20 protein-coding genes and 1 pseudogene are annotated in these 19,475 nt (G+C 68.5%); 13 read left to right on the top strand and 8 right to left on the bottom strand.

Features of this window, described 5'->3' with window-relative positions; all coding sequences use genetic code 11:
- Positions 1 to 2 precede the first annotated feature (2 nt).
- From PSPA7_RS15880 to rbsK, 3 genes are read left to right on the top strand one after another with little or no spacing between them, the layout of a single operon-like run.
- On the top strand, positions 3 to 998 hold the full coding sequence (locus PSPA7_RS15880) for an ABC transporter permease (RefSeq protein WP_012076074.1): 996 nt from the start codon (positions 3 to 5) through the stop codon (positions 996 to 998).
- A 3-nt stretch (positions 999 to 1,001) separates the two neighbouring features.
- Positions 1,002 to 2,015 carry a LacI family DNA-binding transcriptional regulator gene (locus PSPA7_RS15875; protein ID WP_012076073.1) on the top strand — a complete coding sequence of 338 codons (1,014 nt, stop codon included), beginning with the start codon at positions 1,002 to 1,004 and terminating at the stop codon, positions 2,013 to 2,015.
- A 53-nt stretch (positions 2,016 to 2,068) separates the two neighbouring features.
- Entirely contained in the window at positions 2,069 to 2,995 is a 927-nt protein-coding gene (rbsK, locus tag PSPA7_RS15870; protein WP_012076072.1) for a ribokinase, read from the top strand.
- A gap of 109 nt (positions 2,996 to 3,104) precedes the next feature.
- On the opposite strand, the pseudogene PSPA7_RS32670 reads toward rbsK, so the two are convergent.
- The 3 genes and pseudogenes from PSPA7_RS32670 to pnuC form a co-directional block, all read right to left on the bottom strand.
- Positions 3,105 to 3,206, bottom strand: a pseudogene (locus PSPA7_RS32670) (hypothetical protein); the annotation flags it as partial.
- A gap of 269 nt (positions 3,207 to 3,475) precedes the next feature.
- Entirely contained in the window at positions 3,476 to 4,003 is a 528-nt protein-coding gene (locus PSPA7_RS15865) for an AAA family ATPase (protein WP_012076070.1), read from the bottom strand.
- Positions 4,000 to 4,575, bottom strand: a complete 576-nt coding sequence (pnuC, locus tag PSPA7_RS15860) for a nicotinamide riboside transporter PnuC (protein ID WP_012076069.1) — start codon at positions 4,573 to 4,575, stop codon at positions 4,000 to 4,002. Before pnuC ends, PSPA7_RS15865 begins: the two co-directional genes overlap by 4 nt.
- A 281-nt stretch (positions 4,576 to 4,856) precedes the next feature.
- Between pnuC and PSPA7_RS15855 the strand changes: the two genes are divergently transcribed.
- Together PSPA7_RS15855 and PSPA7_RS15850 are read left to right on the top strand one after the other, a co-directional pair.
- A complete protein-coding gene (locus PSPA7_RS15855; protein ID WP_012076067.1) occupies positions 4,857 to 5,690 on the top strand; it encodes an undecaprenyl-diphosphate phosphatase in 834 nt (277 codons plus the stop codon).
- Positions 5,691 to 5,764: 74 nt separating this feature from the next.
- Positions 5,765 to 6,481: a DUF1294 domain-containing protein gene (locus PSPA7_RS15850; RefSeq protein WP_012076066.1), complete on the top strand. Its 717-nt coding sequence runs from the start codon at positions 5,765 to 5,767 to the stop codon at positions 6,479 to 6,481.
- Between the two features lie 10 nt (positions 6,482 to 6,491).
- Here the strand turns inward: PSPA7_RS15850 and PSPA7_RS15845 are convergent, their stop codons facing one another.
- Positions 6,492 to 7,427 (bottom strand): LysR substrate-binding domain-containing protein, encoded by a 936-nt coding sequence (locus tag PSPA7_RS15845; RefSeq protein ID WP_012076065.1) that lies wholly within the window; start codon positions 7,425 to 7,427, stop codon positions 6,492 to 6,494.
- Between the two features lie 145 nt (positions 7,428 to 7,572).
- On the opposite strand from PSPA7_RS15845, the gene PSPA7_RS15840 reads away from it, so the two are divergent.
- The gene (locus tag PSPA7_RS15840) at positions 7,573 to 8,181 is read left to right on the top strand and encodes an FMN-dependent NADH-azoreductase (RefSeq protein ID WP_012076064.1); all 609 of its coding nucleotides are present in this window, start codon (positions 7,573 to 7,575) and stop codon (positions 8,179 to 8,181) included.
- A 106-nt stretch (positions 8,182 to 8,287) separates the two neighbouring features.
- Complete coding sequence (locus PSPA7_RS15835; RefSeq protein WP_003156016.1) at positions 8,288 to 8,554, top strand: hypothetical protein; 267 nt, start codon at positions 8,288 to 8,290, stop codon at positions 8,552 to 8,554.
- 130 nt (positions 8,555 to 8,684) lie between these two features.
- Here the strand turns inward: PSPA7_RS15835 and PSPA7_RS15830 are convergent, their stop codons facing one another.
- Positions 8,685 to 10,274 (bottom strand): ABC-F family ATPase, encoded by a 1,590-nt coding sequence (locus PSPA7_RS15830; RefSeq protein ID WP_003156014.1) that lies wholly within the window; start codon positions 10,272 to 10,274, stop codon positions 8,685 to 8,687.
- Between the two features lie 304 nt (positions 10,275 to 10,578).
- On the opposite strand from PSPA7_RS15830, the gene PSPA7_RS15825 reads away from it, so the two are divergent.
- Both PSPA7_RS15825 and PSPA7_RS15820 read left to right on the top strand, forming a co-directional pair.
- Entirely contained in the window at positions 10,579 to 10,914 is a 336-nt protein-coding gene (locus PSPA7_RS15825; protein ID WP_003156012.1) for a hypothetical protein, read from the top strand.
- An 81-nt stretch (positions 10,915 to 10,995) separates the two neighbouring features.
- Positions 10,996 to 11,367 (top strand): 5-carboxymethyl-2-hydroxymuconate Delta-isomerase, encoded by a 372-nt coding sequence (locus PSPA7_RS15820; RefSeq protein ID WP_003156011.1) that lies wholly within the window; start codon positions 10,996 to 10,998, stop codon positions 11,365 to 11,367.
- Between the two features lie 19 nt (positions 11,368 to 11,386).
- Here PSPA7_RS15820 and PSPA7_RS15815 read toward each other — a convergent pair whose 3' ends face one another.
- On the bottom strand, positions 11,387 to 11,884 hold the full coding sequence (locus PSPA7_RS15815; RefSeq protein WP_012076063.1) for a hypothetical protein: 498 nt from the start codon (positions 11,882 to 11,884) through the stop codon (positions 11,387 to 11,389).
- A 185-nt stretch (positions 11,885 to 12,069) separates the two neighbouring features.
- Between PSPA7_RS15815 and PSPA7_RS15810 the strand changes: the two genes are divergently transcribed.
- The gene (locus PSPA7_RS15810; protein ID WP_012076062.1) at positions 12,070 to 12,303 is read left to right on the top strand and encodes a hypothetical protein; all 234 of its coding nucleotides are present in this window, start codon (positions 12,070 to 12,072) and stop codon (positions 12,301 to 12,303) included.
- Between the two features lie 91 nt (positions 12,304 to 12,394).
- On the top strand, positions 12,395 to 12,721 hold the full coding sequence (locus tag PSPA7_RS15805; protein WP_012076061.1) for an I78 family peptidase inhibitor: 327 nt from the start codon (positions 12,395 to 12,397) through the stop codon (positions 12,719 to 12,721).
- A 60-nt stretch (positions 12,722 to 12,781) separates the two neighbouring features.
- Here PSPA7_RS15805 and PSPA7_RS15800 read toward each other — a convergent pair whose 3' ends face one another.
- Together PSPA7_RS15800 and brnQ are read right to left on the bottom strand one after the other, a co-directional pair.
- On the bottom strand, positions 12,782 to 13,021 hold the full coding sequence (locus PSPA7_RS15800; RefSeq protein ID WP_012076060.1) for a hypothetical protein: 240 nt from the start codon (positions 13,019 to 13,021) through the stop codon (positions 12,782 to 12,784).
- A gap of 338 nt (positions 13,022 to 13,359) precedes the next feature.
- Positions 13,360 to 14,673: a branched-chain amino acid transport system II carrier protein gene (brnQ, locus tag PSPA7_RS15795; RefSeq protein WP_012076059.1), complete on the bottom strand. Its 1,314-nt coding sequence runs from the start codon at positions 14,671 to 14,673 to the stop codon at positions 13,360 to 13,362.
- Between the two features lie 519 nt (positions 14,674 to 15,192).
- On the opposite strand from brnQ, the gene PSPA7_RS15790 reads away from it, so the two are divergent.
- Both PSPA7_RS15790 and pqqF read left to right on the top strand, forming a co-directional pair.
- Positions 15,193 to 16,911, top strand: coding sequence for a phosphoethanolamine transferase (locus PSPA7_RS15790; RefSeq protein ID WP_012076057.1), 1,719 nt, complete (start codon positions 15,193 to 15,195; stop codon positions 16,909 to 16,911).
- A gap of 76 nt (positions 16,912 to 16,987) precedes the next feature.
- The gene (gene pqqF, locus PSPA7_RS15785; protein WP_049792040.1) at positions 16,988 to 19,321 is read left to right on the top strand and encodes a pyrroloquinoline quinone biosynthesis protein PqqF; all 2,334 of its coding nucleotides are present in this window, start codon (positions 16,988 to 16,990) and stop codon (positions 19,319 to 19,321) included.
- Positions 19,322 to 19,475: the final 154 nt, after the last annotated feature.

The raw sequence follows: 19,475 nt of genomic DNA, 5'->3' as shown, positions 1-19,475 counted from the left end.
AAATGAGCGACCCGACCTCTTCCGCCTCCACTGCCACGCCGCCGCCGCGTCGTGGCAACTGTTTCGGCCTGGGCACCTACCTCGGCCTGGCCGGCGCGTTGCTGGCGATGATCGCGCTGTTCTCGACGCTGAGCAGCCACTTCTTCAGTTATGGCACCTTCCTCGCCATCGCCAACCAGATCCCCGACCTGGTGGTGCTGGCGGTTGGCATGACTTTCATCCTGATCATCGGCGGCATCGATCTCTCGGTGGGCTCGGTGCTGGCCCTGGCGGCTTCGGCGGTGAGCCTGGCGACCCTCGGCTGGGGCTGGGGCGTGTTGCCGGCGGCGCTGCTCGGGATGGCCTGCGCGACCCTGGCCGGCTGCGTCACCGGCTCGATCACGGTGGCGTGGCGGATTCCCTCGTTCATCGTTTCCCTCGGGGTGCTGGAGATGGCCCGCGGCCTGGCCTACCAGATGACCGACTCGCGCACCGCCTATATCGGCGACGCCTACGCCTGGCTGTCCAACCCGCTGGCCTTCGGCATCTCGCCGGCCTTCGTGATCGCCCTGCTGGTGATGTTCGCCGCCCAGGCGGCGCTGACCCGCACGGTGTTCGGGCGCTACCTGATCGGCATCGGCACCAACGAAGAAGCGGTGCGATTGGCCGGTGTGAACCCGAAACCCTATAAGATTGCAGTATTCGCCCTGATGGGGCTGCTCGCCGGGTTGGCCGCGCTGTTCCAGATCTCGCGTCTGGAGGCGGCCGACCCCAACGCCGGGGTCGGCCTGGAGCTCCAGGTCATCGCCGCGGTGGTGATCGGCGGCACCAGCCTGATGGGCGGGCGCGGTTCGGTGGTCAGCACCTTCTTCGGCGTGCTGATCATTTCCGTATTGGCGGCGGGGCTGGCGCAGATCGGTGCGTCGGAGCCGACCAAACGAATCATTACCGGGGCGGTGATCGTGGTAGCGGTGGTGCTGGATACCTACCGCAGCCATCGCGCCCGCAGAAAGGGCTGAACGATGGCGACAATGAAGGACGTGGCGGCGATGGCGGGGGTTTCCTTCACCACCGTGTCGCATGTGGTGAACAGGACGCGGCCGGTCAGCGACGCGGTGCGCAAGAAGGTCGAGGACGCCATCGCGCAGCTGCACTACGTGCCCAGCGCCGTGGCGCGCTCGCTGAAGGTGCGCACCACCTCGATCATCGGCCTGCTGGTGCCGAACAGCACCAACCCGTATTTCGCCGAGCTGTCGCGTGGCATCGAGGATTGCTGCGAGCGCAACGGCTACTGCGTGATCCTCTGCAATTCCGACGACAACCCGCAGAAGCAGAGCAACTACCTGCGAGTGCTCCAGGAGAAGCGCATCGACGGCCTGGTGCTGGCTTCCGCCGGCGGCGACGGCGCGCTGGCCAAGGGCCTGGCGAACATGCGCACGCCGACCGTGATCGTCGACCGCGAGGTGGAGGGGGTGGAGGCCGACCGGGTGCAGATCGACCACGAGATGGGCGCCTACCTGGCGACCCGCCACCTGCTCGAGCTGGGCCACCGCGACATTGCCTGCATCGGCGGGCCGCTGTCGACCAAGGTCTCGACGCTGCGGGTCGAGGGCTACCGCCGGGCGATGGCCAGGGCCGGCCTGGAGGTGCGCCCGCAGTGGCTGCTGGAAAGCGAGTTCAGCAGCCCCGGCGGCTACCACGCGGCGCTCGGCCTGCTGGGCGGCGCGGGCGAGCGGCCGACGGCGGTCGTCGCCGGCAACGACATGATCGGCATCGGCGTGCTGCGCGCCGCCGCCGAACTGAATATCCGCGTACCGCACGAGCTGTCGGTGATCGGCTTCGACGATATCGAGCTGAGCCGCTTCGTGTTTCCCGCGCTGACCACGGTCGGCCAGTCGATCCGACTGCTTGGCGAGATCGCCGCGCAACTGCTGTTGCAGCGCATCGCCGAGCGCGAGGAGCCGATGCAGCGGCGGGTGGTGGCGCCGGCGCTGGTCCTGCGCGAATCCACCGCGCCGCCGCTGGTGCGGGTCTGAACCGGGCGCCGGGGGCGCCCTCGATAGAGAGAGGCTGGAACAAGGACGCAACGATGCAAGCGAACGTACTGGTGGTGGGCAGCCTGAACATGGACCTGGTGGTGCGCGCGCCGCGCCTGCCCCGGGGTGGCGAGACCCTCGCCGGGCAGTCCTTCGCCACCATTCCCGGCGGCAAGGGCGCCAACCAGGCGGTGGCCGCGGCGCGCCTCGGCGCGCAGGTGGCGATGATCGGCTGCCTCGGCGACGACGCCTACGGCGACCAGCTCCACCGGGCTCTGCAGGCCGAGGGCATCGACTGCCAGGGGATCGAGCGGGTGGCCGGGGAGTCCAGCGGGGTGGCGCTGATCGTGGTCGACGACAGCAGCCAGAACGCCATCGTCATCGTCGCTGGCGGCAACGGCCACCTGTCGCCGGCCGTACTGGCGCGCCACGAGCACTTGCTGGAACAGGCGCAGGTGGTGGTCTGCCAGCTGGAGAGCCCGCTGGAGACGGTTGGCCATGTGCTGCGCCGGGCCCATGCGCTGGGCAAGACGGTGATCCTCAACCCGGCGCCGGCCACCCGCGAGGTGCCGGCGGACTGGTTGCCGCTGGTGGACTATCTGATCCCCAACGAGACCGAAAGCGAACTGCTCTGCCGCCTGCCGGTGGACTCCCTGGAGAGCGCCGGGCGTGCCGCCGAGCGCCTGCGCGCAATGGGTGCCGGCAGGGTGATCGTCACCCTCGGAGCACAGGGGGCGCTGTTGGTGGGCGAGGGACGGGTCGAGCATTTCCCGGTGGCGCGGGTCAAGGCGCTGGATACCACGGCCGCCGGCGACACCTTCGTCGGCGGCTTCGCCGCGGCCCTGGCGCGCGGCCTCGACGAGGCGGCGGCGATCCGCTTCGGCCAGGCCGCCGCGGCGATCTCGGTGACCCGTCTCGGTGCGCAGACCTCGATCCCCTCGCGCGAGGAAGTCGAGCGGGCGCTCGCTGGCGAGGCCTGAAAGGGAAGGTGCCGTTGCCGGGTGCCGGCGGATTCGCCTGTGGCGTTATCCGCCCTGCGCAGCTACGTGATGATCGTTCCCAGGCTCACGCATCCCCTTGAGGAGTAGGCATGCCCAGGCCGAAATAGCTGGCGTTGGCGTCGCTGCCGCTGACGATCTGCCACTCCTGGCCGTCCTGCCTGATCTTGCTCTTCTGGCTGCTGAGCCCTGATCAGCGTTGCAAGGGAGCGAGCATGGGGCCTGCCGGTTCGGGCCTTCCCCTGGCGATCAAGGACTTGGCCGCGCGGGATGGGGCGATGGGAGTAGGTGTTTCAACCTTGCAACGGCGGGCCGGCGGCAACCGCTGAAGGGCGCCTGCCGGTGGGCATGGCGAGGGCTGTCTCAATGCCGAGACGGCGTTCCGCGTTCTCTCGCCGAGCGCGCTGCGGCAAGGCTTCGTCGGCCCAGCCGCTGTATCGTCGGTGTGACAGGACGGCCCCGTCAGTCATCGTCGAGCAATTGCTCGACGGCGGCGAAGGCCTGCCGCTGGCGCTCCGCCCAATCGCCGGCGATGGTCCGGTAGGCTTGTCGATGATCTTCCAGCCAGGCGCGGCAGGCGCGATGGAATGCCTGGCGCTGCGCCAGTTCCGGCTGGCAGCGCTGGCCGTCGGCGCTCCAGGCCACGCCTTCCGGCGAGAGCAGCAGGTGCAGGTCGTAGCGCCGCCGCAGCAGCGCGGGTTCGAGCCAGTGCGGGCAGTCGCCGAAGAGAATCCGACTCCAGAGGATGTTGCTCAGCAGGTGGGTATCGAGGACCAGCAGCGCAGGTCGCTCCGCGCGGGCGGCATCTTCCCAGGCCAATTGCCCGCGGGCGATGGCGGGGATGTCGGCGTAGCGGGTGTCGCGGCGCTGTTCTTCGATGAAGTGGCGGACGTACTCGCCGACCACCCGGCCACCGAAACGGGCCTGGACCTGTTGCGCAAGCCAGCTCTTACCGCTGGACTCGGGCCCGGTGAGCACCAGCACCTTCATGCGGCGACGCCCTCGCGCAATGCCGGGTCGCGGCGCCAGGTGCGCCAGCCGTGGATCGCCAGCAGGGTGAAGAGGGCGTAGAGGGCGGCGGTCAGGTACAGCGCCTTGCTGGCGAAGAGCGCCACGAACAGCAGGTCCACCACGATCCACAGTGGCCAGCACTCCAGGCGTTTCTGCGCCATCCAGCATTGCGCGACCAGGCTGAAGGCGGTCAGGCCTGCGTCCCACCAGGGGCTGGCGGCGTCGGTGTGGGTCGCCATCAGGTAGCCGAGCGCGCCGCTGCCAGCCAGCCCCGCGGCAAGGCCGAGCAGCCGCTGTAGGTTGCTCAGGCGGCTCACCGAGCGGCCGTCGTGGCGTTGCCCGCCGCGTGTCCACTGCCACCAGCCATAGAGCTGGAGGGCCGCGTAGACCACCTGCAGGAGCATGTCCGAGTAGAGCTTCACCTCGAAGAAGATCCAGGCATAGAGCAGCACCATCACCAGCCCGATGGGCCAGCACCAGGGGTTCTGGCGGACAGTCAGGTAGACGGCGATGACGCCGAGCGAAGCGGCGAAGAGTTCAAGGGGTGACACAGAAGGCCCTCATGCGACGAGGGCGCATTGTAGCCAATGTGCCCGCCGTGCCGGGAAGTGGCGTGTCGGAAGGCTGTCTCGGCAGTTTCGCCCAGCGGCCGCAGTGCAAGAATTACGAGATTCCCTGGTTGCCGCTCTGGTAGCATGCCCGCCGGTTTCGACTTCGGGCGTGGGGGAACTGGTCGGGTTCCTTGGAGTCGTAAGGCCTTCTCAAAAGACGGCGACTGTTTCGCCGAGAACAACGAAAGCGTGTTCGGGACAAGTAGTGGAAGGGGGAGAATATGGAGTGGTGGACTGCTTTCCAGGCGTTCATCCTGGGTGTGGTGGAAGGGCTGACCGAGTTCCTGCCGATTTCCAGCACCGGGCACCAGATCATCGTCGCCGATCTCATCGGCTTCGGCGGCGAACGCGCCAAGGCGTTCAACATCATCATCCAGCTGGCGGCGATCCTCGCCGTGGTCTGGGAGTTTCGCGGGAAGATCTTCCAGGTCGTGCGTGACCTGCCGAGCCAGCACCAGGCCCAACGCTTCACCGTCAACCTGCTGATCGCATTCTTCCCGGCGGTGATCCTCGGCGTGCTGTTCGCCGACCTGATCCACGAATGGCTGTTCAATCCGATCACCGTAGCCCTGGCGCTGGTGGTGGGCGGGGTGATCATGCTCTGGGCCGAGCGCCGCCAGCACGTGATCCGCGCCGAGCATGTCGACGACATGACCTGGAAGGACGCCCTGAAGATCGGCTGCGCGCAATGCCTGGCGATGGTCCCGGGCACCTCGCGCTCCGGCGCGACGATCATCGGTGGCCTGCTGTTCGGCCTGTCGCGCAAGGCGGCCACCGAGTTCTCGTTCTTCCTGGCGATGCCGACCATGGTCGGCGCGGCGGTGTATTCCGGCTACAAGTACCGTGAGCTGTTCCGTCCCGAGGACCTGCCGGTGTTCGCCGTCGGCTTCGTCACCTCGTTCGTCTTCGCCATGGTGGCGGTGCGCGCCTTGCTGAAGTTCATCGGCAACCACAGCTACGCGGCCTTCGCCTGGTACCGGATCGCCTTTGGCCTGCTGATCCTGGCGACCTGGCAGTTCCACCTGATCGACTGGAGCACCGCCGGCGATCTGTGAGGCTCCGTGCCGCATGGGAGAAAGGCGCGGCTCCGGCCGCGCCTTTTTTCGTTCGGCCGGCGCCAATGGCTAGAATGCTGCGCGACAGCATTAGCGAGCGAGGACACATGGAAAAGCCTGGCATGATCAGCCGCTGGTACGACGACAAGGGGTTCGGTTTCATCCAGCCGAAGGCCGGCGGCGAGGAGATCTTCCTGCACATCTCCGCCTTCCGTGGCGACCGCCGGCCGCTGCAGGGCGACCAGGTCTGGTTCCTCGCCAGCCAGGACGCGCGGGGTCGGTTGCGCGCCGAGCGGGCGCGGCTGGACGCGCTGACCCTCGACCCACCCCGTGTCCGCCGTGGTGCCCAGGCCCCGGTGACGCGGGCCCAGGCGCGTCCGCCGGCGGCGCCGGCGCATGCCTTGCAGCGGCCGTTGGCCAAGTCGCTGGTCCTGTTGCTGCTCTGCGTGCTGCCGGCCGCCGGCGCCTGGCGCATGCACCTGGATGGCCAGGCGCTCTGGCCGCTGCTGGCCTATCCGCTGGCCAGCCTGCTGGCGTTCGCCCTCTACTGGCAGGACAAGCGCCGCGCCGCGCGCGGCGACTGGCGGACTCCGGAGGCTCGCCTGCACCTCTTCGAGCTGCTCGGCGGCTGGCCCGGCGCCTTGATCGCGCAGCAGGTCTTCCGGCACAAGACCCGCAAGATTTCCTTCCAGCTGCTGTTCTGGGGCATCGTCCTGCTGCACCAGCTGTTCTGGCTCGACACCCTGCTCGGCGGGTGGCTGTCCGCCATGCTGCTGCAACGGCTAGGCTGAGCGGCGTGGCTCAGTCGCTGGCGCGCCGATAGGCCGGGCCGGCTTCGTCCGCGGCGCGCTGCAGGGCCTCCACGAGAAAGTCGAGCAGCGCCCGGATCGCCGGGACCTGGCTGCTGCGCGGCAGGTAGGCCGCCTGCAGGGTGCTCTGCGGCAAGGTCCAGTGCGGCAGGATGCGTATCAGGCTGCCCTCGGCCAGCTCCTTGTCGCAATAGCCTTCGGGCATCAGGGTCACGCCCAGGCCGGCGATGGCGGCTTTCTTGCGCAGGAGAAAATCATCGACGCCCAGGCGCGGTTCGCGCGCCAGGTGGTAGCGGCTGCCGTCCGGCCCGATCAGGGTGGCGTGGACCTTGCGGTCGTTCTCGATGGCGCCGAGGAAGGGCAGGTCGGCGAGATCGTCGGGATGTTCCAGGCGGCGTCCGCCGATCAGCGTCGGCGCCGCGAGGATCTGCGTGGTCGCCGGGACCAGCCGGCGACAGACCAGCGCCGGGTCCTCGTCACCGATCTCGCGCACGCGCAGGGCCACGTCCACGCCTTCGTTGAGCAGGTCGACCCGGCGGTTGGTCAGGAGAATCTCCAGTTGCACCAGCGGGTGGCGTTCTAGAAAGCGCGGCAGCAGGTCGGCGAGGTTGCTCGAGGCCATGGCCACCGGGGCGGACAGGCGCAGCCGGCCGCGCGGCTCGACGCTCAGCTCGGCGATCACCTGGTCGGCCATCTCCGCCTCCAGCAGCAGGTTGCGGCAATGCTGCAGGTAGCGCTCGCCGACCTCGGTGAGCGCCAGCTTGCGCGTGGTGCGGTGCAGCAGGCGGACCTGCAGGCGCTCCTCGAGTTCGGCGATGCGCCGCGACAGGCGAGACTTGGGGATGCCGATCTCGCGTCCGGCCGCGGCGAAGCCTCCGCACTCCACCACCTTGGCGAAGTAGTACAGGTCGTTGAGATCGTGGGGCATGGCCGCGCTCCGTTGGGAAGTGAGGGATTGTCCTATGGATGGGACGAATAGTCATGTTCTTGCCGACTAATCGACGATTGCTCTTGCGGGTAGGATGCAACCCACTCGATCGCCGACCCGCGATCCCCACTTCCAGGAGCGAACCATGAAACTGTTGCACATCGATTCCAGCATCCTCGGCGACGCTTCCGCTTCCCGCCAACTGGGCGCCGAACTGGTCCAGGCCTGGCGCCAGAACGAGCAGGGCCTGGAGGTCAGCTACCGCGACCTGGCCGCCGACGCCGTGGCCCACTTCTCGGCGCTGACGCTGGCCGCCGGCGGCACCCCGGACGAACTGCGCGACGCCGCACAGAAGCACGAGGCCGCACTGAGCGAAGCGCTGCTGGAGGAGTTCCTCGCCGCCAACGTGGTGGTGATCGGCGCGCCCATGTACAACTTCACCATCTCCAGCCAGCTCAAGGCCTGGATCGACCGCGTCGCGGTGGCCGGCAAGACCTTCCGCTACACCGAGAACGGTCCGGTGGGCCTGGCCGGCGACAAGAAGGTGGTGATCGTCTCCACCGCCGGCGGCCTGCACGCCGGCCAGCCGAGCGGCGCGGCGCACGAGGGCTACCTGCGCACCGTGCTGGGCTTCTTCGGCATCACCGACATCGAGGTGGTCCGCGCCGAAGGCCTGGCCTATGGCGAGGAACCCCGCGCCCAGGCCATCGCCGCCGCCCGTCGGCAGATCGCCGAGCAGTTCGCCGCGGCCTGATCCCCGCGTCAACGCAGAACCCCGCCTCGGCGGGGTTTTCGCGTTGTGCGCGGCACCGCGCTGCGTGTAGATTGGCCGGACAATTACAAGCACAAGGAACCGGCCTGTGAACGCGTGTTACTGCCGCAACTGCGGCGCCCGAGCGACCCGTCTCGTCGAGAGCGGCATCTGCGAAGCCTGCAAGCGGCGCTCGGACATCAACCCGAAGAACGTCCTGATCGCCGCGGCCCTGATCGTCTACATCGGGGTGAACGTGGCCGCCTACATCAAGGACCATCCGCCCCGCGAGCTGACCGCCGAGCAGCGGGCGAAGATCGCCGAGGGCCAGCGCCTGGCGACCCGCGCGGCGATGATGGCCGGCTACGTCGACTGAGTCCGGCCGCTGGAGCAATTTCCGGGATGACCGCGCGTGGGGGCGGGACGTCTGCGGCCATCCGCCGGGACGGGACGGCGGGCAGGAAAAAGCCCCGCGGATGCGGGGCTTTTCGTTGCGCGTCCTTGGATCAGACGATCACGCCCTGGCTGCGCAGGTAGTCGTCGTAGCTGCCGCTGAAGTCGGTCACGCCGTTCTCGCCCAGCTCGATGATGCGGGTGGCCAGCGAAGAGACGAACTCGCGGTCGTGGCTGACGAAGATCAGCGTGCCCGGATAGTTGTCCAGCGCCAGGTTCAGCGCCTCGATGGACTCCATGTCCAGGTGGTTGGTCGGCTCGTCCATCACCAGCACGTTGGGGCGCTTGAGGATCAGCCGGCCGAACAGCATGCGGCCCTGCTCGCCGCCGGAGATCACCTTCACCGACTTCTTGATCTCGTCGTTGGAGAACAGCATGCGCCCGAGGGTGCCGCGCACCAGTTGTTCGCCGCCCTGGGTCCACTGGGCCATCCAGTCGAACAGGCTCATGTCGTCGGCGAAGTCGTCGGCATGGTCCTGGGCGAAATAGCCGACGTCGGCGCTGTCGGTCCATTTCACCTCGCCGCTGTCCACCGGCAGGTCGCCGACCAGGCAGCGCAGCAGGGTGGTCTTGCCGATGCCGTTGGGGCCGATGATGGCGACTCGCTCGCCGGCCTCGACCTGCAGGCTCAGGCCCTTGAACAGCGGCTTGCCGTCATAGCCCTTGCCGATGTTTTCCACGGTCACCGCCTGGCGGTGCAGCTTCTTGTATTGCTCGAAGCGGATGAACGGACTGACCCGGCTGGACGGCTTGACCTCTTCCAGCTGGATCTTGTCGATCTGCCGGGCGCGGCTGGTGGCCTGCTTGGCCTTGGAGGCGTTGGCCGAGAAGCGGCTGACGAAGGATTGCAGCTCGGCGATCTGCGCCTTCTTCTTGGCGTTGTCCGACAGCAGGCGCTCGCGAGCCTGCTCGGCGGCGGTCATGTACTCGTCGTAGTTGCCGGGGAACAGGCGCAGTTCGCCATAGTCCAGGTCGGCCATGTGGGTGCAGACGCTGTTCAGGAAGTGGCGGTCGTGGGAAATGATGATCATGGTGCTGTTGCGCGCGGTGAGCACGCCTTCCAGCCAGCGGATGGTGTTGATGTCCAGGTGGTTGGTCGGTTCGTCGAGCAGCAGCACGTCCGGGTCCGAGAACAGTGCCTGGGCCAGCAGCACGCGCAGCTTCCAGCCGGGAGCGACGGCGCTCATCGGGCCGAAGTGCTGCTCCAGCGGGATGCCCAGGCCGAGCAGCAACTCGCCGGCGCGGGACTCGGCGGTGTAGCCGTCGAACTCGGCGAACTGGACTTCCAGCTCGGCCACCGCCATGCCGTCCTCCTCGCTCATTTCCGGCAGCGAGTAGATGCGGTCGCGCTCGGCCTTCACCGCCCAGAGTTCCTCGTGGCCCATGATCACCGTGTCGATGACGCTGAAGTCCTCGTAGGCGAACTGGTCCTGGCGCAGCTTGCCCAGGCGCACGTTGGGTTCGAGCATGACCTGGCCGGCGCTCGGCTCCAGGTCGTTGCCGAGGATCTTCATGAAAGTCGACTTGCCGCAACCGTTGGCGCCGATCAGGCCGTAGCGGTTGCCGTTGCCGAACTTGACGGAAACGTTCTCGAACAGCGGCTTGGCGCCGAACTGCATGGTGATATTCGCGGTGGAGATCAACTTCTTTACCTATAGAGGACTTACGCACGCCTGGACCATGGCGATACCGGTCTGGTACCGGTTCTCGGCTTTCCGCTTCGCTCCATCTGGAGCGTGGGTCGATCCTGCGGGCATTCGTGGAGTGCCGCAGCCAGCGTCATGACGTGGCTGTAGCGCGATGAAGGCGGGATGTGATGCCTGGCATTCGGCGAATTGTCTCACAGGTGCGCCTGCCGTTGCATGACAGCGTGCGCCGAAGCGGTTTTTCCCGCTGCCCGGCAGGTGGTAGAGTCCCGTCCTCCGCTCATCTGCAAAGGACTCTCCGATGAAACCCGCCGTTCTTCCCGCCTTGCTGGTCCTGTCGCTCCTGGGCGGCTGCGGGGACTCATCGTCGGACGGGAAGGCTGCTTCCGGGCCGCTGGCCCTGCGCTGCGGAGACTTCGGCGAACTCGAGGTGATCGACGGTTTCGCCAGTCTCAAGCTGCCTGACGGCAGCAGCGTCCAGTCGCTGGGCGGCGATGTCCGCAGCCTCGCCGATGGCCAGGCGCTGAGCGCGATTTCCTATAGCGACGGTTCGGTCCTGTACCGCCAGGCGGGCGACTCGGCCGGCTACCTGTACACACCGGCCAAGGGCCAGCGGCAGGCCTGCGAGACGCGTTGAGCCGGGGCGCGGAAGCCGACTGTCGCATCCCTTGCCCACTCGCTAGAATCCCGCTTCCCATTACCCGCAAGGCCCGCCAGCATGCCGCATCTCGTCATCGAAGCCACCGCCAATCTCCGCCTCGAAACTTCCCCCGGCGAACTGCTGGAGCAGGCCAATGCCGCGTTGCTTGCCTCCGGGCAATTCGGCGAAGCGGACATCAAGTCGCGTTTCGTCACCCTGGAGTCCTACCGGCAGGGCACCGCGGCGGTCGAGCGCGCCTACCTGCACGCCTGCCTGTCGATCCTCGATGGACGCGACGCGGCGACCCGGCAGGCGCTGGGCGAGGCCGTCTGCGAGGTGCTCGCCGGAGCGGTGGCGGGCGGCGGCGAGGAGGGCGTGCAGGTCAGCGTCGAGGTGCGCGAGATGGAGCGCGCCAGCTACGCCAAGCGGATCGCCGCCGGCCGCAACTGAGTCCTTCCCAGCGCCTGGATCAGATCCAGGCGTTCAGCGCCGCGCCGGCCTGCGTCGGGTCCTTCTGCCGGCCCGGCGCCTGGCCGTTCTGCATGGCGATCATTTCGCGCACGCGTTCGCCGATGCTGTTTTCCACCTGCTCGCGTTTCTCCGGCGGCATCGCCGCCAGTTCTTCCTCGCTCAGGCCAAGGCTCTTCAGGACCTGCTCGCGCATCCTCTCGGCGGGCGACTTCTGCCTGTACTCCTTGAACTCGTCATAGGCCGACTTGCCTTCGCTGGCGGCGGCAGGGGGATGCGCCTGGTTCTGCTTCAGCGTCAGGTTCAGCTTCGCGAGTCCTTCGTCCAGGGCCTGGCGGGCGGACTCCGCGGCGGGATCGGCGGCTTCGCCGCCTAGCGGCGTGCCGAGGGCGGGGCGCGGTTTCGACAGATCGCCGCCGGTGTCGACGGTGGTTTGCCGCTGGTTGTTCAGGTAACGCGCAGGCCAGCCGGAAAGGCTGGCGGCACCGATGCTGTTCATGACCGGCTTCCATGGAAATGAATGACCGCCGCTGCTTCGCAAAGGCCGTGCCAGATCGTCGGGGCCCAGCCCCAGAGGGATCTGCGCATGGCGCAGGGCGGGACGCAGGCAAGCGCTTGCCGCGAACGGCAACGGTGTTCCAAGGTTAGAATGCGCGGCCTGTGCATCACGTTGCGAAGAGAGCCATGACCGATACTCCCGACGATCGAACCGCAGATGCCTCCGGCCTGTCGAAGCGCAAGGCATTCCACCAGCAGCACCGGCAACGCGCCGAAGAGGAAGCCCGGCGACTGTTCGCCGCCCGCGCCGAACAGGGCGGGCGCTGGCTGGACTGGGTCGCGGGGCAACTCTACCTCCTGCGTCCGCCGGAGTACGCGGCCATGGTGCGTCGCGAACTGCAGCGCCTGAGCGGCGACTGAGGCTGGCGAATTTGTCAGCGCGGATTGCAGTTTCGCCAGCAAACCCATGCCACTGGTAAGGTGGTGGTTCCAGAAGATCAGAGGAGGCGGTATGCCTTTGAAGCAGTTTTCCAGTGCACTCGTTCTAGCGGCCCTGCTCGCCGGTTGCAGCAGCAACGGCGACGGCCCGTCCACCGACAGCGCCAGCGCGCCCGCGGCGACCCCGGCAGGAGACGGCCGTTGCGATGCCCAGGCGGTGCAGGGCTACGTCGGCAAGCAGGCTTCCGCGGCCGCTGTCGAAGAGGCCCGCCGCGCCGCCGGCGCGGAAGTTGCCCGGGCGTTGCGCCCGCATGACGCGGTGACCATGGACTACAACCCGCGTCGCCTGAACATCGATGTCGACGACAACCTGGTGATCAAGCGCCTGTCCTGCGGCTGAGCGTCCGCCGAAACGCAGAAGCCCCGCGTCGCGGGGCTTTTTTATGCGGCGGGAAACCGCTCAGATGGCGTTGCTGTGGCCGGCGGCGGTGGTTTGGCTGACAGTGGTTTCCGCTTGCTGCTGGAGAATCGCCTGGCGCTTGGCCTGGTACTCCTCGAACGACAGGCTGCGCCGCGCCAGGTCTTCCAGCGCCAGTTGGCGGACCTCGTCTTCGCCGTAGGGGCGCGAGGGGTTGTAGTCGCTGGCGCAGCCGGCGAGGGCGAGGGAGAGGAACAGTACGCTGATGAGTGCCTTGGCCATGACCGGCTCCTGGATTCGGTTTCCCGGGGGAATGCTCGAAAGGCTAACAACGGCGTCGCGGCGCTAGAAATCATCCCGCTCGATAGTGCTTATTCGCCCGACTGAAAGCAGGAAGAACTCCTGCCATCGAGGTTATGCATACTGTAGGAAGGACGGCAGGCCTGGTGCGGCAGGGAGCGGCAAACGGAGCCCGCAGCGCGAGGAGGCTCGGGTGCGAGCCGGCGCAATGCGGCGCCCGCGCGCTGCGCGTCGGAGTAGGAGCGACACCCGTCGAGAGGTGCCGCTCCGCGCCTTCGCCCCCATGGCTACGCGGGGCGCAGGCGTATCGCCGGGAAGGGTCAGGCCGCGACCTGCGCCGGCTTGCCCAGCAGGCGGTCGACCAGGCTGCAGGCGGCGAGGGTGGCCACCGAGGGTATCAGCCAGGCCAGACCCTGCTCGGCCAGCGGCAGATGCAGCAGCCACTGCGGGAAGTCCTGGCTGAGATCCGCTGCCTTCAGCGCGTCGAGCACACCGAACGCCAGCGAGACCAGCATCACCGGGGCGAGGATGCGCGTCGCCGAATGCCAGAGGCTGGCACAGAAGCTCAGCGCCACCAGCACGATGCACGGCGGGTAGATCGCGGTGAGCACCGGGATCGATACCTGGATCAGCTTGGTCAGGCCGAGGTTAGAGACGACGAAGGAGAAGCCCGCCAGCAGGATCACCAGGCTGCGGTAGGACAGCGGCAGGCGCTGGCAGAAGTACTCGGCGCAGGCGCAGGTCAGGCCGACCGCGGTGACCAGGCAGGCCAGCGCGATAAGTCCCGCCAGGAACGAGCTGCCGAGGCTGCCGAAGGTATGTTGCACGTAGGCGTGGAGGACCGCCGCGCCGTTGCTGGCGTCGGCGGCGATGGCGTGGCTGCCGGCGCCGAGGCGGAACAGGCTGGCATAGACCAGCACCAGGCCGACACCGGCGATCAGCCCGGCGACGATGGCATAGCGGGTGATCAGCCGCGGCGACTGCACGCCGCGGGAACGAATGGCGTTGACGATGACGATGCCGAAGACCAGCGCGGCAAGGGTGTCCATGGTCAGGTAGCCGTTGACGAAGCCTTGGGAGAACGCGGCCTCGGCGTATTCCGGCCGGGCCGTGCCGGTCGGGCCGGCGGGCCAGAGGAACGCGGCGACGCCGAGGATCGCCAGGGCGAGGATCTTCAGCGGGGCGAGGAAACGCCCGACGGTGTCCAGCAGGCGCCCGGGGTAGAGGGAGATGGCCAGGGCCAGGAGGAAGTACGCCAGGCTGTAGACGAACAGCGCCGTGCCGCTCTCGCCGAGCAACGGCACCACCCCGACCTCGAAGGACACCGTGGCGGTGCGCGGGATGGCGAACAGCGGGCCGACCGCCAGGTAGCAGACCGCCGCCAGCAGGCCACCGGCGTAGCGGCCGATCGGGTGGCTGAGGGCGTCGACCGAACCGCCGACCTTGGCCAGGGCGATCACGGTGATCACCGGCAGGCCCACCGCGGTGATCAGGAAGCCCAGCGCCGCCAGCCACACATGGGGACCGGACTGCAAGCCGACGATGGGCGGGAAGATGATGTTGCCGGCCCCGACGAACAGGGCAAAGGTCATAAAACCAAGCGCCAGGATGTCCCGGCCTTTCAAAGCGTTCATGCTGGAGAGGTACCGCGCTGCTCGAGGAAATTCACAGAAGGGTTTCCCGTGGGGTGGGGGAAACGGCACTCATCTGGATGGGACGAGCAGGGAGGCGGCCGCCGTCCTTGTGGGAGCCCGGGCCGGAAGCCAGGCATGCTAGCGAAAATGGCGGGGTCGCGGGATAGACATTGGTCTGGCTGTCCTTTCGTTGAAAAACGACGTCGCAATCAGAACAGTCCGTAGGGGCCTGCCTCCGTTTCCCTTGCCGGTTCCTGTCGCGACGATCGCGGGGGCGGCGTTCCCCGGGGCAACCCGGCGAGGCTCTTCCGAAGCCTTCGGCAAGCTTTCCGCGAGCTTCTCGTTATCCGTCTGAAAGCCACGGAATACGCGGGTTTCGGCGGAACGGAAGGGCCACGTTTTCTGTAGATATTCTTCACGAAAGATTGACGGATCGCCGAGCAGACTGCCGCCGTCGTCGAGTGCTGCCACGGGCGGCACCGCGCACTTCAACCCGGAAGTCAGTGAAGATCCATGCCCATGCCGAAAGCCCGCGCCGTTCGTCCCGAACTGCTGACCCTGCTGGTCAGCGTCGCCTTCCTGCTGTTCTACAACCTGCCGCTGTGGCAACGCCTGATGGCCATCACCCCGGCGGGCTGGCAGGGGCTGGGCATGATGCTGGCGGTCGGCCTGATGATCGCCGCGATCTTCAACCTGGCGCTGACCCTGCTGGCCTTCCGCTGGCTGCTCAAGCCGACGCTGACCCTGCTGATCCTGGCCGCAGCCGGCACCACCTACTTCATGAGCCAGTACGGCGTGCTGATGGATGTCGGCATGCTGCGCAACGTCATGCAGACCAATCCGGCGGAAGTCGCCGACCTGCTTTCGCCGAAGCTCGCCGCCTACCTTCTGCTGCTAGGCGCGCTGCCGGTCTGGCTGCTGTGGCGCACGCCGGTGCGCTACCGGCCGTGGCCGCGCGAGCTGCTGAGCAAGCTGCTGGTGGCGCTCGGCTGCCTGGCGCTGCTCGGCGGGGTGGCTCTGGCCAACTACCAGGGGCTGTCCTCGCTGTTCCGCAACAACAAGGAACTGCGCCTGCAGGTCACCCCGAGCAACCTGGTCGGCGCCGCCATCAGCTACGCCAAGGGCCAGGCCCAGGCGGCCAGCCAGCCACTGCGGCCGATCGCCATCGATGCGCGGCGTGCCGCGCCCTGGCAGGGGCACCGGCGCAAGTCGCTGACCGTGCTGGTGGTGGGCGAAAGCGCGCGGGCGCAGAACTTCGCCCTGAACGGCTATGCACGGGATACCAATCCGCGCCTGAAGGCCGAGGAGGGCCTGATCAACTTCGCCAACGTGCATTCCTGCGGCACCGAGACCGCCGTATCGGTGCCCTGCATGTTCTCCAACCTCGGCCGCAGCGACTACAGCGACGCCCGCGCACGGACCCAGGAGGGCCTCCTCGATGTGTTGCAGCGCGCCGGCCTGCGGGTGCTTTGGCGCGACAACCAGTCCGGCTGCAAGGGCACCTGCGACCGGGTGGCCTTCCAGGACCTGAGCGACAGCAAGGACCCGGCGCTGTGCGCTGGCGGCGAGTGCCACGACGAGATCCTGCTGAGCGACCTGCAGGCCTTCATCGACGGGCTCGAGCAGGACACCGTGCTGGTCCTGCACCAGATGGGCAGCCACGGGCCGGCCTACTTCAAGCGCTATCCCAAGGAATACGAGAAGTTCACCCCGGTCTGCGCCAGCAACGACTTCAGCGCCTGCTCGCGGGACAGCATCATCAACGGCTACGACAACACCCTGCTGTACACCGACCACGTGCTGGCCAGCCTGATCGACCTGCTGCGCAAGAACGAAGACCGCATCGATACCGGCATGCTCTACCTGTCCGACCATGGCGAATCGCTCGGCGAGTACAACCTCTACCTGCATGGCACGCCCTACCTGCTGGCGCCGGACCAGCAGAAGCACGTCGGCATGCTGGCCTGGTTCTCGCCCGGCTACCAGAGCGCCTTCGGCCTCGACAGCGGCTGCCTGCGCCAGCGCAGCAACGAAGAGCTGTCCCAGGACAACCTGTTCCATTCCATGCTCGGCCTGCTGGAAGTGCGCACCGACGCCTACGACCCGGCGCTGGACCTGTTCGCCCCGTGCCGGGCGCCGGAGGTCCGGCAGGCGCTCAAGGCGGACGGCGGACAGGCGCTGTACTCCGGGGAAGCGTCTGGCCAGGAGCCGCCGGCGCGGCCACCGGCGGCTTCCTGACACGACCCGGCGAAAGGACTATTTCCTTCGCCTCGCGCAAGGGTAAGGTTCAGCCTTGGAACCCGCGAGGACGCCCATGGATCGCCACGCCCAACGCCACCCCAGGAGCCGCGACTGCGTGCTGCCCAATGGCCTGCGCCTGCACCTGGCGCATGACCCGGCGGCATCGCGCGCCGCTGCCTGGCTGCGGGTGGCGGCGGGCAGCCACGACGAGCCGACCGCGCATCCCGGCCTGGCACACTTCCTCGAGCACCTGCTGTTCCTCGGCGGCGCGGCGTTTCCTGGCGACGAGCGTCTCATGCCGTGGTTGCAGGTGCGCGGCGGCCAGGTCAACGCCAGCACCCGGGGCAGGAGCACCGACTATTTCTTCGAGGTGGCGGCGGAGCACCTTGGCGCCGGTCTGGCACGCCTGTTCGACATGCTCGTGCGACCGCTGCTGGATATCGACGCGCAACGGCGCGAGCGCGAAGTGCTGGAAGCCGAGTACCTGGCGCGCGCGGCCGACGAGCAGACCCTGATCGATGCGGCGCTGGCCCTCGGCCTGCCCGCCGGGCATCCCCTGCGGCGTTTCGTTGCCGGGCGCCGCGACAGCCTGGCGCTGGAGACCGATGCGTTCCAGCGGGCGCTGCGCGAATTCCATGCCGCCCACTATCACGCCGGCAATTGCCAGCTATGGCTGCAAGGGCCGCAGGCACTGGACGAGTTGGAGAGGCTGGCGCGGCGTGCCTGCGCCGACCTGCCGGGTCGCTCGCCAGGCGCGAGTCCGTCGCCGCCGCCGTTGTCACCCTTCGCCGGCGCGGCGCTAGCGCTGCGCCTGCCGGGTCCGCCGCGTCTGGTGCTGGGCTTTGCCATCGACGCTTTGCGGGGGGCTGACGAACAGACCCTGCTGGCATTCGCCGAATTGCTTGGCGATCGCTCGCCGGGCGGGTTGCTGGCGGCACTCGGCGAACAGGGCCTGGGCGAATCGGTGGCGCTGCGGGTGGTCCATCGGGACGCGCGGCAGGCGCTCCTGGCGCTGACCTTCGAACTGTTCGACGGCAGCGCGGCGGCGGCGCTGGAGGAGACCTTTTTCGACTGGCTGCGCGCCCTGCGCGACGATGCCGCGAGCCTGCTGGCGGCGCGCCGGCCGTTGCTGGCGGAGCCCACTGCGCCGCTGGAGCGACTGCGCCAGCGCGTGCTTGGCCTGCCAGCGGAGATTCGCCCGGCCTGCCTGGATGCGCTGCGCGCCGAACGCTGCCTGCGGTTGCACCTGGACAGCGAACTCGACGGCGCCGAAGCGCGCTGGTCGGCGGGCTTCCGCCTGAGCGTGGCGCCCGTCGCCGCAGCGCCGCCGCCGCTGGCAGCGCAGCGGCATGCCTGGCGCTTCGAACTGCCGCCGCCGCCGAGCACCGCCGCCGAGGGCGCGCTGTTCCTGCGCTGGCGCTTTCCCGGCATATCCGCACGGTCACGCTTCCTGGCGCTGCGCCAGGCGTTGCGTCCGCTGTGCGGCCAGGCGCGCCTGCGGGGGGTGGAGATGGGCCTGGAAGCGCTCGGCGAAGACTGGACGCTGAGCCTGCTCGGAGCACGCGACCGCCTCGAGGCCGCCGTGCGACCGGCCCTGGCCCGGCTCCTCGCGGCGCCGGCCGACTGGCGCGCAAGCGGCGAGCGCCTGTCGTTCGCCGAGCGGCGCCGCAGCGCCACTGGCCTGCCGATCCGGCAACTGCTGGACGCCTTGCCCGGCGTACTCGGCGAGCCGCTGGCGGAGGTCGACGACGACTGGCGGCGGACGCGCTGGGACGGCCTGGTCATGCAGGCCGCGATGCCTGATCCACGATGGGTGCCCGGGCAGGCTACCGGCAAGCGCCTTGAGCCTCTGCCAGCGATGCCCGGACGGCATCGCCGCGAGCTGGCCGTGGACGGTGAGTCGGCGTTGCTGCTGTTCTGTCCGCTGCCCGCGCCGGAGGTGCCGATGGAGGCGGCCTGGCGCCTGCTGGCGCGCCTGCACGAGCCGGCCTTCCAGCGGCGCCTGCGCGACGAGTTGCAACTGGGCTACGCGCTGTTCTGCGGCTTCCGTGAGGTCGGCGCACGGCGCGGCCTGCTGTTCGCCGCGCAATCTCCGCGTGCCTGCCCGGAACGCCTGCTGGAGCACACGGAGATCTTCCTCCAGCGTTCCGTCGAGGCGCTCGCGCAACTGCCGGCGCAACGCCTGGCCGGCCTGCGCGATGCCCTCGCCGACGACCTGCGCCGGGCGCCGGGGACTTTTGCCGAGCGGGCGCGACACGCCTGGGCGGAGCATCTCGGCGGTGGCCAGGGCCGCTCCCGGCTGCTCGCCGAGGCTGCTCGCGGCCTGGGCGTCGACGATCTGCTTGCCGCCCAGGCCGCGCTGCTGGAGGCGCACGGCGGCTGGTGGGTGCTTTCCAGCCGACGCTGAAGCGAGTCGCGCCCGATCGCGAAGATAGCCTTGCCGGCTTCACTGCGGCGTTAGGACGAAAGCCGCGCTGCTTCGGTGGCGCTCCCCCCGCGACCATGGTTGCGCTACCGCCGGGGGAGGGGGACCCCACCTTGCGCAGCGCCACCGGCGCCCC

The sequence above is a fragment of the Pseudomonas paraeruginosa PA7 genome (assembly GCF_000017205.1).
Taxonomy (GTDB): Bacteria; Pseudomonadota; Gammaproteobacteria; order Pseudomonadales; family Pseudomonadaceae; genus Pseudomonas; species Pseudomonas paraeruginosa.
Note: the sequence above shows the minus strand (reverse complement) of the source record. Positions and strands in the feature narration are given on the sequence as shown.

What these genes read in the sequence shown, in the direction of transcription:
- pqqF (WP_049792040.1), top strand. Translation starts at nt 16,988, where the DNA reads ATGGATCGCCACGCCCAACGCCACCCCAGGAGCCGCGACTGCGTGCTG.
- PSPA7_RS15805 (WP_012076061.1), top strand. Translation starts at nt 12,395, where the DNA reads ATGCCTTTGAAGCAGTTTTCCAGTGCACTCGTTCTAGCGGCCCTGCTC.
- PSPA7_RS15875 (WP_012076073.1), top strand. Translation starts at nt 1,002, where the DNA reads ATGGCGACAATGAAGGACGTGGCGGCGATGGCGGGGGTTTCCTTCACC.
- PSPA7_RS15855 (WP_012076067.1), top strand. Translation starts at nt 4,857, where the DNA reads ATGGAGTGGTGGACTGCTTTCCAGGCGTTCATCCTGGGTGTGGTGGAA.
- brnQ (WP_012076059.1), bottom strand. Translation starts at nt 14,673, where the DNA reads ATGAACGCTTTGAAAGGCCGGGACATCCTGGCGCTTGGTTTTATGACC.
- PSPA7_RS15865 (WP_012076070.1), bottom strand. Translation starts at nt 4,003, where the DNA reads ATGAAGGTGCTGGTGCTCACCGGGCCCGAGTCCAGCGGTAAGAGCTGG.
- PSPA7_RS15825 (WP_003156012.1), top strand. Translation starts at nt 10,579, where the DNA reads ATGAAACCCGCCGTTCTTCCCGCCTTGCTGGTCCTGTCGCTCCTGGGC.
- PSPA7_RS15815 (WP_012076063.1), bottom strand. Translation starts at nt 11,884, where the DNA reads ATGAACAGCATCGGTGCCGCCAGCCTTTCCGGCTGGCCTGCGCGTTAC.
- PSPA7_RS15840 (WP_012076064.1), top strand. Translation starts at nt 7,573, where the DNA reads ATGAAACTGTTGCACATCGATTCCAGCATCCTCGGCGACGCTTCCGCT.
- PSPA7_RS15800 (WP_012076060.1), bottom strand. Translation starts at nt 13,021, where the DNA reads ATGGCCAAGGCACTCATCAGCGTACTGTTCCTCTCCCTCGCCCTCGCC.
- PSPA7_RS15810 (WP_012076062.1), top strand. Translation starts at nt 12,070, where the DNA reads ATGACCGATACTCCCGACGATCGAACCGCAGATGCCTCCGGCCTGTCG.
- PSPA7_RS15850 (WP_012076066.1), top strand. Translation starts at nt 5,765, where the DNA reads ATGCTGCGCGACAGCATTAGCGAGCGAGGACACATGGAAAAGCCTGGC.
- PSPA7_RS15790 (WP_012076057.1), top strand. Translation starts at nt 15,193, where the DNA reads ATGCCGAAAGCCCGCGCCGTTCGTCCCGAACTGCTGACCCTGCTGGTC.
- PSPA7_RS15880 (WP_012076074.1), top strand. Translation starts at nt 3, where the DNA reads ATGAGCGACCCGACCTCTTCCGCCTCCACTGCCACGCCGCCGCCGCGT.
- rbsK (WP_012076072.1), top strand. Translation starts at nt 2,069, where the DNA reads ATGCAAGCGAACGTACTGGTGGTGGGCAGCCTGAACATGGACCTGGTG.
- PSPA7_RS15845 (WP_012076065.1), bottom strand. Translation starts at nt 7,427, where the DNA reads ATGCCCCACGATCTCAACGACCTGTACTACTTCGCCAAGGTGGTGGAG.
- PSPA7_RS15820 (WP_003156011.1), top strand. Translation starts at nt 10,996, where the DNA reads ATGCCGCATCTCGTCATCGAAGCCACCGCCAATCTCCGCCTCGAAACT.